Origin of the sequence: Chromobacterium vaccinii (genome assembly GCF_001855275.1) — a bacterium.
Lineage (GTDB): Bacteria > Pseudomonadota > Gammaproteobacteria > Burkholderiales > Chromobacteriaceae > Chromobacterium > Chromobacterium vaccinii.
Map to the genome: position 1 here is coordinate 2,501,454 of NZ_CP017707.1, position 12,728 is coordinate 2,514,181.

The following is a 12,728-nucleotide window of genomic DNA, read 5'->3' on the forward strand; positions in this document are numbered from 1 at the left end:
TTCCTTGCGAGACAGATTCCACCATGAGCCACCCGCATAGCGACGCCGTCAAATCCTTCCTGCTGGACCTCCAAGACCGCATCTGCGCGGCACTGGAACAGGCCGACGGCAAAGCCCAGTTCGCCGAAGACGCCTGGAACCGCGAAGCCGGCGGCGGCGGGCGCAGCCGGGTGCTGAAGGATGGCGAGATGTTCGAGCAGGCCGGCGTCAACTTTTCCCACGTCCACGGCGACGCGTTGCCAGCGTCCGCCACCGCGCACCGGCCTGAGCTGGCCGGCCGCCGCTTCGAGGCGATGGGCGTGTCGCTGGTGATACACCCTTCCAATCCGCACGTGCCCACCAGCCACGCCAACGTGCGCTTCTTCATCGCGGAAAAGGACGGCGAGGCGCCGGTGTGGTGGTTCGGCGGCGGCTTCGACCTGACCCCGTATTACCCGCAAGAAGAAGACGCCGTGCACTGGCATACGGTGGCGCGCGATTTGTGCGCGCCGTTCGGCGGCGAGGTCTATCCGCGCTACAAGAAATGGTGCGACGAATACTTCCACCTGAAGCACCGCAACGAGGCGCGCGGCATCGGCGGCCTGTTCTTCGACGACCTCAACGAATGGGGCTTCGACCAGAGCTTCGCCTTCACCCGCGCGGTCGGCGACGGCTATCTGGACGCCTACCTGCCCATCGTCGCCCGGCGCAAGGAACAGGCCTGGGGCGACCGCGAACGCCAGTTCCAGCTATACCGCCGCGGACGCTACGTCGAGTTCAACCTGGTCTGGGACCGCGGCACGCTGTTCGGCTTGCAGTCGGGCGGCCGCACCGAATCCATCCTGATGTCGATGCCGCCGCTGGTGCGCTGGGAATACGGCTACCAGCCAGAGCCGGGCAGCCCGGAGGCCAGGCTGTACACCGACTTCCTGCCGCCGCGCGATTGGGTGTGAGCCGCCGCCGGTTACAAACGGGCAACGCACAGGGGCCGGCGGATCGGTTATCCTAGCCAGTTCGCTTTTTGACCGATTTCGATCGACGATTCCGGAATACCGATGCACACCACCAAGGCCACCGTCGTGCCGCGCGCGCAGGAGATCGCGCTGTGGCTGCTGTTCGCGCTGATCTGGTTCGGCAGCCTGGGCTACCGCGGCCTGATCCATGCCGACGAGGGCCGCTACGCGACGATCTCGCTGTTCATGCTGCACAGCGGCGACTGGATCACGCCCCGCCTCAACGGCCTGCTCTATTTCGAGAAGCCCATCCTGCAATACTGGATGGGGGCGTTGAGCTTCGCCGCCTTCGGCGTCAACGAATTCGCCGCCCGCTTCTGGCCGGGACTGACCGGCTTCCTCAGCGTGGCGGCGGTGTCGCTGACCGCTCGGCGGCTGTGGGGCATCGACGCCGGGCGCTACGCGGCGTTGGCCGCCGGCGGCATGGCGTGGATCGTCGCCAACAGCCATTTCCTGTCGCTGGACATGGGCGTCAGCTTCTTCCTGACGGTAGCCTTGTGCGGCTTCCTGCTGGCGCAGCGCGAGGAGGCGGCCCGCGAGGAAACCCGCTGGGCGATGTGGCTGACCTGGGCGGCGATGGCCGGCGCGGTGCTCAGCAAGGGCCTGATCGGCCTGTTGATCCCCGGCGCCACGCTGGTGCTGTACAGCCTGGTCAACTGGCAATGGTCATTCTGGAAACGGATGCACTGGCTCAGCGGCCTGGCGCTGTTCTTCGCGCTCACCGCGCCGTGGTTCGTGCTGGTTTCGGAGCGCAATCCGGACTTCGCCCACTTCTTCTTCATCCGCGAGCACTTCGAGCGCTTCCTCACCACCGAGCACAAGCGCACCGGCGCGCCGTGGTACTTCGCGCCCTATTTGATCCTGGGCCTGCTGCCGTGGACCACGCTGCTGCCGCGCATGGTCAAGGACGCCTGGGCCGACCGAACCGCCGGCCTGCGCGTCGGCCGCCTGCTGCTGATCTGGTGCGTGTTCATCTTCGCCTTCTTCAGCAAGTCCAGCTCCAAGCTGCCGTCCTACATCCTGCCGATGTTCCCGGCGCTGGCGCTGATGCTGGCCCATAGCCTCAGCCGGATGCAGCCGGCCGAGCTGAAGAAACACATCCTGCTGCCCGCGCTGCTGTGGCTGGCGCTGCTGGCAGCCTGGCCATTAGCCGGCCGCTTCGCCAGCGTCGACTCGCCGCCGGAGGTGATCCTGCCCTTCGCCCATTTCATCGCCGCCGGCGCGGCGGCGTTCCTGATCGCGGCGGCCTTGGCCTGGCGCGCGCTGGGGAAGCAGCGGATGCTGGCCGCCCTCGCCGCGCTGTCCTTCGGCAGCCTGATCGCGGTGACGCTGGCGGCCAGCGGCCACGACAGCTACGGCCGTCTGAAGGGCAGCAAGGAGATCGTCGCGCAGATCCAGCCCTACCTGACGCCGGACAGCGAAATCTACTCGGTCCGCTACTACGATCAGACCTTCCCCTACTATGTCGGCCGACCGGTGACGCTGGTGGACTTCGTCGACGAGTTCGAGTTCGGCGAGGGGCAGGAGCCGCAACGCTGGATGCCGCGCCTCGAACAATTCGCCGCACGCTGGCGCGCCGCGCCCAAGGCGGTGGCGATGCTGGGCGACGACACTTACCGGGAATTGCAAAAGCAGGGCCTGCCGATGAAGGTGATCTACCAGGACCCGCGGCGGATGGTGGTGGCGAAACCGTAACCCCTCCCTGGCAGAGACTGGGAAGCAAGCTTTGGATATGAATGAATGAAACTGATTGAATTCGGATTGATACTGTTCGGCGTGCTGCTCAACGCCGCCGCGCAGCTGTGTTTGAAAGCCGGCGTGCGCCAGATCGGCCACTTCGACTTCTCGCTGGCCAACGCCTGGCCGACGGCCTGGTCGCTGGCCACCAACCTGCCCATCATCGGCGGCCTGTCCTGCTACGCGATCAGCGTGGTGGTGTGGATCATGGCGCTGTCGCGGGTAGAAGTCAGCGTCGCCTACCCGATGCTGTCCATCGGCTACGTGGTCAACGCGCTCCTGGCTTACTGGATGTTCGGCGAAGCGCTGGCCGCGCAGAAGCTCGTCGGCATCGCCGTCATCATCGTCGGCGTGGTGCTGGTCGCCCGCAGCTGATTTTCGCAAAGGTCCGACATGGAATTCCTGCCTTTCACCCGTCCCGCGATAGACGAGGACACCATCGCCGCCGTCGGCGACGTGCTGCGCTCCGGCTGGATCACCACCGGTCCGCGCTGCCAGCAGTTGGAAGCCGAGCTGTCGGCCTTCTGCGGCGGCCGCCCGGTGCGGCTGGCGGCGTCGGCCACCGCCGCGCTGGAAATGGCGCTGCAGATCGCCGGCATCGGTCCCGGCGATGAAGTCATCACCTGCCCGCTGAGCTGGATCGCCACCGCCAACGTCATCATGAAGGTGGGCGCGACGCCGGTGTTCGTCGACGCCGACCCGGCCACCCGCAACATCGACCTGGCCAAGATCGAAGCCGCGATTACGCCGAACACCCGCGCCATCATCCCGGTGGACCTGGCCGGCCTGCCGGTGGACCGCGACCGGCTGTACGACATCGCCCGCCGCCACAAGCTGCGGGTGGTGGAAGACGCCGCTCAGTCCATGGGCGCCGGCTGGAACGGCCAGGCCATCGGCCGCGGCGGCGACCTGGTGTCGTTCAGCTTCCACGCCAACAAGAACATGACCAGCGGCGAAGGCGGCTGCCTGGTGCTGAACAACGCGGAAGAGGCGCGACTGTTCGAGAAACTGCGGCTGCAAGGCGTCACCCGGCTGCCGGACGGCACCATGGACGTGGACGTGCTGGGCGGCAAGGCCAACATGACCGACATCGCCGCGGCGATCGGCCTCGGCCAGTTGAAAAAGCTGGATGGCTTCAACGCCCGCCGCCGCGAGCTGGCCCGGCTGTATTTCCAGCATTTCGACCGCTCGCTGGGCTGCGAACTGCCGCCGGAAGACTTTGTGAACAGCAACTGGCACATGTTCCAGCCGCTGTTGCCGCTGGAGCGGATGCGCGTCAGCCGCGGCGAGTTCATCGCCCGGATGAAGGCGGAGAACATCGGCGTCGGCGTCCACTATCCGGCGATGCACCTGTTCGCGCTGTTCCGCGACAAAGGCTACGCCAAAGGGCAATATCCAGTAGCCGAAGACATCGGCGCCCGCACCGTCACGCTGCCGCTGTTCCCTGGCATGCGCGACGAAGACGTGCTTCGCGTCTGCCAAACCTTCAGCGCCGCGCTGCGCGCCGTTTTACACTGAGATACATGAATACCGACATCAATCTTTCCGTCGTCATCCCGGTCTACAACGAGCAGGACGTGCTGCAGGCGCTGTTCGACCGCTTGTACCCGGCGTTGGACGCGCTGAACCTGCGCTACGAGATCGTGTTCATCAACGACGGCAGCCGCGACAAGAGCGCGGCGATGCTGGCCGACCAGTTTGCCCAGCGCCCCGACGTCACCCGCGTGGTGCTGTTCAACGGCAACTTCGGCCAGCACCGCGCCATCCTCGCCGGCTTCGAACACAGCCGCGGCGAGCGCGTGGTGACGCTGGACGCCGATCTGCAGAATCCGCCGGAAGACATCCGGCTGCTGCTGGCCGAGATGGACAAGGGCCACGACTACGTCGGCTCCATCCGCCGCCAGCGCAACGACAGCATGTGGCGCCACCTGGCCAGCCGGGCGATGAACCGCCTGCGCGAGAAGCTCACCCGGATCAAGATGACCGATCAGGGCTGCATGATGCGCGCCTACAGCCGCCGCATCATCGACACCATCAACCAGTGCAACGAGCTGCATACCTTCATTCCGGCGCTGGCCTACCAGTTCTCGCAGCACCCGACCGAGATCGTCGTCGGCCATGAGGAGCGCTTCGCCGGCGAGTCCAAGTACTCGCTGTACAGCCTGATCCGGCTGAACTTCGACCTGATGACCGGCTTCTCCATCGTCCCGCTGCAATGGTTCTCGCTGATGGGCATGGCGGTGTCGGCCGGCTCCGGCCTGCTGGTGGTCTACCTGCTGCTGCGCCGGCTGATCCTGGGGCCGGAAGTGGGCGGCGTGTTCACGCTGTTCGCCCTCGCTTTCTTCCTGATCGGCCTCGCGCTGTTCGGCATCGGCCTGTTGGGCGAGTACATCGGCCGCATCTACCAGGAAGTGCGCTCGCGCCCGCGCTACGTGATCCAGGCGGTGCTGGAGCGGAAAGAGAGCCAGGCATGAGCCGCGCCGTCGTCTTCGCCTACCACAACGTCGGCGTGCGCTGTCTGAAGGCGCTGATCGGCCGCGGCGTGGAGGTCGCGCTGGTGGTCACCCACCAGGACAACCCGAACGAGAACATCTGGTTCGCCAGCGTGTCCCAAGTCGCCCGCGATTACGGCATCCCGGTCATCACGCCGGACGATCCCAACGCGCCGGAAGTGGTGGAGCAGGTCCAGGCTTGCCAGGCCGATTTCCTGTTCTCCTTCTACTACCGCCACATGCTGAAGGCGCCGCTCTTGGAGGCCGCCCGGCGCGGCGCGTACAATATGCACGGCTCGCTGCTGCCCAAGTACCGCGGCCGGGTGCCGATCAACTGGGCCGTCATCCACGGCGAGACCGAAACCGGCGCCACGCTGCACCAGATGAACGTCAAGCCGGACAACGGCCCGGTCGTCGACCAGATGGCGGTGCCCATCCTGCCGGACGACTCCGCCGACGAGGTGTTCGCCAAGGTGACCGTCGCAGCCGAAATGGTGCTGTGGCGCAGCCTGCCCGGCCTGATCGCCGGCGACGCGCCGCACGTCCAGCAGGATCTCAGCCTGGGCGGCTACTTCGGCGGCCGCAAGCCGGAAGACGGCCGCATCGACGCGCTGGCCTCGGCCGAGCGGCTGCACGATTTCGCGCGCGCGCTGACCCGGCCGTTCCCCGGCGCTTTCGCCGACACCGCCGCCGGCCGCCTGCTATTGTGGAAAACGCTGCGGGCGGGCAGCGCAGTACCGACAGAACGCGCCGAGCTGCGCTGCGCCGACAGCCGCCTGTGGCTGCATTGCGCCGACGGCGGCCGCCTGGCGGTGCTGGAGGCCGAGCTGGCCGGCCAGCCGCTGACCGCCGACAACTTCGCCGCCCGCGTCGCCGCCGACGCGCTGGCGTTGTGAACCGATTACCGAATTCGATTTTCCGCCCGCGGGCGGTTGAGGACATCCAATGAAAAAAGTACTGATCCTGGGCGTGAACGGCTTCATCGGCCACCACCTGACCAAACGCATCATCGAGACCACCGACTGGCACATCTACGGCATGGACATGCACGATGACCGCGTGGCCGAGTGGAAAGACCATCCGCGCTTCCACTTCTTCGAAGGCGACATCACCATCAACAAGGAGTGGATCGAATACCACGTGAAGAAGTGCGACGTGGTGCTGCCGCTGGTGGCCATCGCCACCCCGTCCACCTACGTCAACAACCCGCTGCGCGTGTTCGAGCTGGACTTCGAGGCCAACCTGCCCATCGTCCGCCAGTGCGTGCAGTACAAGAAGCACCTGGTGTTCCCGTCCACCTCGGAAGTGTACGGCATGAGCCAGGACGCCGAGTTCGACCCGGAAAACTCCCAGCTGGTCTACGGCCCGATCAACAAGCCGCGCTGGATCTACGCCTGCTCCAAGCAGCTGATGGACCGCGTGATCCACGCCTACGCGATGGAAGAAGGCCTGAACTACACGCTGTTCCGCCCGTTCAACTGGATCGGCGGCGGCCTGGACAACATCAATACGCCGAAGGAAGGCTCCAGCCGCGTGATCACCCAGTTCCTGGGCCACATCGTCCGCGGCGAGACCATCAAGCTGGTTGACGGCGGCCATCAGAAGCGCGCCTTCACCTATGTCGACGACGGCATCAGCGCGCTGATGAAAATCATCGAGAACAAGGACGGCAAGGCCTCCGGCCAGATCTACAACATCGGCAACCCGGTCAACAACTACTCGATCCGGGAACTGGCGCAAATGATGCTGGACCTGGCGCGCGTCTATCCGGAATACCAGCTGAACGCCGACAAGGTGCAAGTGGTGGAAACCACCTCCGGCCAGTACTACGGCAACGGCTACCAGGACGTGCAGAACCGCGTGCCGAAAATCGCCAACACCATGGCCGATCTGGACTGGAAGCCGACGGTGACCATGGCCGACGCCTTGCGCGGCATCTACGACTACTACCGCGACCAGGTGGCGGCCAGCCGCGACCTGTCGGAGTAAAGCACTACCCGGCAGGCCGATCAACGATATATAGCGGATATTTGATCGGCAGCCACCTTAAGCCCCTTTTGCCCGAGCCGGTGAAACACTCTTGGGCCGGGGGCCTTTGAGCCGCCGTTTTTTTGATCGGCGGCGCCTGGCTCAAGAGTGTTTCATCGGGGTTTCTCGGGCCGTAGGGGTCGCCTGGGATTGCTAAGGGGCTGGCGAGACAGCCCCTTGCCCGTCCGGCGGGCGGAACCGCCATCGAAATCATCGTCCGCGCAGCGGACTCCATTTCTTTCCGCTATCGAACCGTCCCTGAAGAAAAGCGTTCTCTCCACACCAATCGAATCTTTCCTTCACGCGCCGCCACATCAAGATCGTCCCCTACTCCCCAACCTGGCCGCAACGCTTCCAAGCCGAGCGTCAGTCGATCCTGTCCGCCCTCGGCCCGCTGGCCGACGCCTGAGCGATCGAGCACATCGGCAGCACCGCCGTGCCCGGCCTCGCCGCCAAACCCATCATCGACATCATGCTAGGACTGCCCGCTCTCAACGACATAGCGCCGTATATCCCGGCTCTGAAATCGGCAGGCTTCCATCTTCAGCCGCAGATGGCCGCCGCCATGCCGGATCGGCATGACTTCGCCAAACCGGCCGCCCATCCGCGCGAAGTCCATCTGCACGCGGTGGCGCTGGACAGCGCCTTCTGGCGCGACAAGCTGGCCTTCCGCGACGCGCTGCGCGCCGATGAACCACTGGCCGGGCAATATGCCGATCTGAAACGGCAACTGGCGTACGATCACAGTGGCGACCGCGCCGCGTACACTGACGCGAAGAGCGGATTTATCGCCTCCGTGTTGGCGATGGCGGCCGGAAAACCGCACGGCAAGCCCGCCGCGCGGTAAACTCGCCAGCGATTCCGAATACTTGAACCTGCCATAACAATGAAAAAACTCGCCCTGAAGATAGACGTCGACACCTGGCGCGGCACCCGCGAAGGCGTGCCGCGGCTGATGGAGGCGCTGAAGCGGCATGACGCCGGCGCCACCTTCCTGTTCAGCCTGGGCCCGGACCACACCGGCCGCGCGATCAAGCGCGTGTTCCGCCCCGGCTTCCTGTCCAAGGTGTCGCGCACCTCCGTCGTCGAACACTACGGCATCCGCACGCTGCTGTACGGCACCGTGCTGCCGGGCCCGGACATCGGCCGCCGCGAGGCGGCCCTGCTCCGCGGCGTGCGCGACGCCGGCTTCGAGGTGGGCATCCATTGCTGGGACCACATCAAGTGGCAGGACTACGTCGCCGGCAAGGACGCGGCCTGGACCCGCGCCGAGATGCACAAGGCCGCCCGGCGCTTCCGCGAGATCTTCGGCGAGGAGGCCCGCACCCACGGCGCCGCCGGCTGGCAGATCAACGACGCGGCGCTGGCCTACCAGCAGGAGCTGGGCATGCGCTACGCGTCCGACGGCCGCGGCAGCCACCCGTTCCAGCCGCTGGACGCCGCCGGCCGGCCGCTGGGCGTGCCGCAGCTGCCGACCACGCTGCCGACGCTGGACGAGCTGATCGGCCTGGATGGCCTGAGCAACGACAACGTCCACGAGCGCCTGCTGCAGCTGACCGAGGCCGAGACCGCCACCGGCCACGTCTACACGCTGCACGCGGAGCTGGAAGGCATGCGGCTGATGGAAGTGTTCGAGCGCCTGCTCGCCGGCTGGAAGCGGCAAGGCTATCAGCTGGTCAGCTGCGTCGATCTGTTCGACAGCCAGGATCTCGCCAAGCTGCCGTCCGGCCGGGTGGTGATGGGAGAGATTCCCGGCCGCAGCGGCACGCTGGCGCTGCAGGCCTGATCCGCCTTGCCGAACGCCCCGTCCGCGCGGGGCGTTTTGCATGGAAGGGCTATGCTGAAAAAAGCCTACCCCTACCGGAAACGCCGTCATGGACATCGCCAACCTCGAACGCCTTCTGCTGATCAGCCTGGCCTTCCACTACGCCGTGTTGATCCTCTGGTTCTGCCTGTTTTTCTTCCGCCGCGGCTGGCTGTACCGGCTGCACAGCCGCTGGTTCAGCCTATCCGAGCCGGCGTTCGATCTGCTCAACTACGGCGGCATCGGCCTGTACAAGATCCTGGTGTTCGTGTTCAACCTGGCGCCGCTGCTGGCGCTGTGGCTGGCATCCCGCTGACATCCGCCCCACTGGCATCGCCCAAGCTAAGCCCTTGCATCCATTCGCGGGCTGAGCCGCTCGCGCCATGGGGGATGCGGACGCTGGAAGGCGCGGGCCGACGGTGGTCTACACTTCAGCCATATCCTTCGGTCGAGCACCGCCGATGCGCGCGCTTTGCGGCTTCCTCCTCTGCCTGGCCGGCCCCACCGCCCACGCGATCTCCCTGCTCGGCGGCATCGCGCCGCCGTATGTTCTCGCCGCGCCGCCGGCTCAGGGCTTTGCCGTGGCAGTGGCGCAGGAAGCCGCCAGACGCCTGGGCCAACCGCTGCAAGTCTCGGTGCAGCCGCTAAGCCGGGTGCTCACCATAGGCTCGGCCCAGGCCCGAGCGCTGATCGTGCCGCCCTGCCGCACGCCGCAGCGGGAACCGCTGCTGCGCTGGGTCGCTCCGCTGGTGGACGAGGAGTTTCTGCTGATAGGCCAGGCCGCCGGCAAGCCGCCATCCGGCGGCGGACACATCGGCGTGGTCCGCGACTCTGTCGGCCTGGAACTGGCCCGGCGGCTGCCCGGCGCGACGATAGAACTGGCCGGCGACGAAACCCTCAACGCCCGCAAGCTGGCCGCCGGCCATATCGACGCCTGGCTGGCGGCATGGAACAGCGCCCGCTACGCCCAGCAGCAAGCCGGCCTGCCGCCGAGCGGATTGCGGCGCGGCCAGGTGCAGCTGCGTTGCACCACCTATCTGGCGGCCACCCGCAATATTCCCGAAGCCGAGCTGGCACCCTGGCGGCTCGCCATCGACGCCATGCGGCGCGACGGCACCTTGCGGAGACTGACCCAACGCTACGACATCGTCACGCCAACCCGGCTGCCGGCCGGGGACGCGGCGCGATAGCCGCGACGCTCCTCCGTCTCCCTCAGATACCTGCCCCAAACGCCAAGATCCCGCGCGGCCGGCCAGCGCTCCTGTTCGCCAGATTGCAATATTCACAAAAGCTAAAAATGCTTAATAATTTATGACAAAATGGTCATTGATGCTCAAAACCATCATGAGGCCCGCCATGATCACGCTCAATACCGTCCGCGCCGAATCCGCGTCGTCCGCCACGCAGGCCCCCAGCGCCCCGCGCCCGCAGACGGATGGCGCCGCTCCGCCGGCCGCCATCGCCGCCGCCACGGTCGGCATCTCCCCCTTGGCCCGCTTGCTGGCCGACAGCGCGCAACTGATGGAAAGCAGAGCGGCCGGCATGAGCGCCGCGGAGAGGCAAGGCCTGGCCGAGCAAGCGATGAACGAGATCAGCGGGCCCGCCTATCATGCCCGCCAGGACGAATACAACAACCAGATGCCCAAAGGCGGCGATGCGGAACGGCTGCAACTGGCCGCCTCCTCCACGGCCTTCCTGCAGGCCCGCCAGGGAGGCGCCATGAGCGCCGCCAATCCCTTCTCCGGCCTGAGCCGCGAGCAGCTGGCCGCCATCGTCAACGACGACAGCGGACGCTATACCGTCAATGAGCGGCGCGCCGCCGACTATGCCGCCAGCGACCAGGAACAAGCCTGGCGCCGCCAGGCCGTGCAGGCCGCCCGCGCCGAATACGAAAGCACCGGCAGCCGCCGCGGCTTCTTCGAAGAAGTACTGCGCCACTACCAGGGGCTGCCGACATTCGAGCAGGCGCGCTACCCGTCCGACTACGTCGAGCAATTGCAAAACCGCATCCGCCTGGAGCCCAAGCTAGACAACGGCGATCAAGACGACTCGCTGTGGTTCCCCGTCCGCCAGCTGGACAACCCTCCGATTTCCAACCCGCAAGCCACACAAGCATGACACTCAAGCACATTCTGACCGCGCTCGCGCTGTCAACGGTCGCCACCGGCGCGCTGGCCGGCCCGGCCGTCACCATCACCTTCAAGAACCTGGGCCAAAAGGACGTGACTTACCAGCCTATCGGCAAAAACGAGAACGAAACCTACGCCAACGCCGCGCCCAAGCCCATCAAGGTGGTCAAGGCCCAGTCCAGCGACACTTATCTGGTCAGCAGCCCGCTCAGCCCCGACGTCAACTACGCCTTCGTTCGCTACACCGACGGCGCGCGCCAGTGCGAATTCCGCACCACCTTCGTCAATGTGCCCAAGCCGGGCGGCCTGTTGAACAATGGCGTGATTCCCAAAGTGCCGCAGTGGAACAAGACCGCCACCGGCAGCGGCGGCGCGTTCTGCAATGCCGAAATCACCTACTACAACATGGCCACGCTGGAGTGGTCGGTCGAGTTCACCATGCGCTGAGGCGCGTAGCCGAACAAACGCAAACGGCGACGGTCTCGCGACCGCCGCCGTTTTTGTTGCCGCCGGAGCCGGCTTACAGCTCGCGCTTGTTCAGGAACAGCGTCAGGCTGAGCCCGCCCTCGCCGTCGTTCTGCGATTGGATGTTCTTCAAGGTGATGCCCGACGGCAGCAGCACGCTGATGCCATGGCCGACGCCGTAGCGCGACAGCGTCTTCTCCAGTTGCTTGGCCACGCCCTTGGCCGGCAGCCTGGCTTCGTCGTCCAGCTCGAAGCCGTACGACTCCGCCGCGCTGCCCAGCGCCACTTCCACCTGCTCGCGCGGCACGAAGCGCTCGGCGGCTGCGGTCAGCGCCTTGGCCTGCACCTCCTCCGGCTGGCTTTCCACCAACTGCAGCAATTCGTCCTTGAAGCGCGCTTGTTGCATCGGGTCTTCAATCTCGCCCGACAGCTGCTCCACCACGCTGGCCAGCATCTTGCTGCTGGACGCCTTGTCCGGCACCCGCAGCGCCTTCAGGAAATCGTCCAGCCAGAACTTGGCCTCGCGGCTCAGGCGGTCCACCGCGTACACCGTCGGGCCGTGCTCCAGAATCAGCGCGCCCTTGTCTATCAAACGCGGATTGATGCCGGAGGCGTGGCTGATGTCGAACACGCCGGCACCGTCGATGATGGTGAGGAAGTCGTCGCGGATCTCGGACTTGAACACGCCCAGCGCGCGCATGTCGCGGTCGCCGTCGGACAAGCCGGCGAACTGGATCACCAGCAGGTCGCCGGCGCTGATATTGGGGTGCTGCGAACGGCCGTACAGATGCTTGGCGATGCGCTGCGACACCTCGAGGAAATCCACCTCGCCGCGGAAGAACTGGCGGGTGTAATGGTAGATCTCGTTCAGGTTGAGATCGGTCTCGTGGACGAACTGGTGCTTCTTGCGATCGGAGACGATGCCCTTCAGATAGCCGTCCAGCAACAGGCCGGAAACCGCCTCGTCCACCATCGTGGTGCGCTCGGACAGCTGCAGCGGCTCGCCGCGCGTCGGGTTGCCCACCCGGTGCACCACCATGCACTCCACTCTAGATTCCGCTATCACCATCGCCGCGCTCCC

The 12,728-nt window shown here is 66.0% G+C and carries 14 protein-coding genes; 13 read left to right on the forward strand and 1 reads right to left on the reverse strand.

Features of this window, described 5'->3' with window-relative positions; genetic code table 11:
- The first annotated feature begins 23 nt into the window (after positions 1 to 23).
- From hemF to BKX93_RS11655, 13 genes are all read left to right on the forward strand, one after another.
- Entirely contained in the window at positions 24 to 932 is a 909-nt protein-coding gene (hemF, locus tag BKX93_RS11595; protein ID WP_046156138.1) for an oxygen-dependent coproporphyrinogen oxidase, read from the forward strand.
- 102 nt (positions 933 to 1,034) lie between these two features.
- Positions 1,035 to 2,687 (forward strand): glycosyltransferase family 39 protein, encoded by a 1,653-nt coding sequence (locus BKX93_RS11600; RefSeq protein ID WP_070979903.1) that lies wholly within the window; start codon positions 1,035 to 1,037, stop codon positions 2,685 to 2,687.
- 45 nt (positions 2,688 to 2,732) lie between these two features.
- Positions 2,733 to 3,104, forward strand: coding sequence for an SMR family transporter (locus BKX93_RS11605; RefSeq protein ID WP_021476900.1), 372 nt, complete (start codon positions 2,733 to 2,735; stop codon positions 3,102 to 3,104).
- Positions 3,105 to 3,122: 18 nt separating this feature from the next.
- Positions 3,123 to 4,247, forward strand: coding sequence for a DegT/DnrJ/EryC1/StrS family aminotransferase (locus BKX93_RS11610; RefSeq protein WP_070979905.1), 1,125 nt, complete (start codon positions 3,123 to 3,125; stop codon positions 4,245 to 4,247).
- A gap of 5 nt (positions 4,248 to 4,252) precedes the next feature.
- Complete coding sequence (locus BKX93_RS11615) at positions 4,253 to 5,203, forward strand: glycosyltransferase (protein WP_046167629.1); 951 nt, start codon at positions 4,253 to 4,255, stop codon at positions 5,201 to 5,203.
- Positions 5,200 to 6,117 carry a formyltransferase gene (locus BKX93_RS11620; protein WP_070979907.1) on the forward strand — a complete coding sequence of 306 codons (918 nt, stop codon included), beginning with the start codon at positions 5,200 to 5,202 and terminating at the stop codon, positions 6,115 to 6,117. The genes BKX93_RS11615 and BKX93_RS11620 overlap by 4 nt, the downstream gene beginning before the upstream one ends.
- A 49-nt stretch (positions 6,118 to 6,166) precedes the next feature.
- Complete coding sequence (locus BKX93_RS11625) at positions 6,167 to 7,210, forward strand: bifunctional UDP-4-keto-pentose/UDP-xylose synthase (RefSeq protein ID WP_052717499.1); 1,044 nt, start codon at positions 6,167 to 6,169, stop codon at positions 7,208 to 7,210.
- A gap of 460 nt (positions 7,211 to 7,670) precedes the next feature.
- A complete protein-coding gene (locus tag BKX93_RS11630) occupies positions 7,671 to 8,096 on the forward strand; it encodes a GrpB family protein (protein ID WP_425304950.1) in 426 nt (141 codons plus the stop codon).
- Positions 8,097 to 8,135: 39 nt separating this feature from the next.
- Positions 8,136 to 9,035, forward strand: a complete 900-nt coding sequence (locus BKX93_RS11635; RefSeq protein WP_070979909.1) for a 4-deoxy-4-formamido-L-arabinose-phosphoundecaprenol deformylase — start codon at positions 8,136 to 8,138, stop codon at positions 9,033 to 9,035.
- A gap of 88 nt (positions 9,036 to 9,123) precedes the next feature.
- Positions 9,124 to 9,369, forward strand: coding sequence for a DUF6868 family protein (locus BKX93_RS11640; RefSeq protein ID WP_046167632.1), 246 nt, complete (start codon positions 9,124 to 9,126; stop codon positions 9,367 to 9,369).
- 145 nt (positions 9,370 to 9,514) lie between these two features.
- Positions 9,515 to 10,243: a substrate-binding periplasmic protein gene (locus tag BKX93_RS11645; protein ID WP_070979911.1), complete on the forward strand. Its 729-nt coding sequence runs from the start codon at positions 9,515 to 9,517 to the stop codon at positions 10,241 to 10,243.
- Between the two features lie 166 nt (positions 10,244 to 10,409).
- On the forward strand, positions 10,410 to 11,171 hold the full coding sequence (locus BKX93_RS11650; RefSeq protein WP_070979912.1) for a hypothetical protein: 762 nt from the start codon (positions 10,410 to 10,412) through the stop codon (positions 11,169 to 11,171).
- Entirely contained in the window at positions 11,168 to 11,629 is a 462-nt protein-coding gene (locus BKX93_RS11655) for a hypothetical protein (RefSeq protein WP_046167634.1), read from the forward strand. Before BKX93_RS11650 ends, BKX93_RS11655 begins: the two co-directional genes overlap by 4 nt.
- A gap of 73 nt (positions 11,630 to 11,702) precedes the next feature.
- Here the strand turns inward: BKX93_RS11655 and BKX93_RS11660 are convergent, their stop codons facing one another.
- Positions 11,703 to 12,716 carry a nucleoid-associated protein gene (locus tag BKX93_RS11660; RefSeq protein WP_046156128.1) on the reverse strand — a complete coding sequence of 338 codons (1,014 nt, stop codon included), beginning with the start codon at positions 12,714 to 12,716 and terminating at the stop codon, positions 11,703 to 11,705.
- Positions 12,717 to 12,728: the final 12 nt, after the last annotated feature.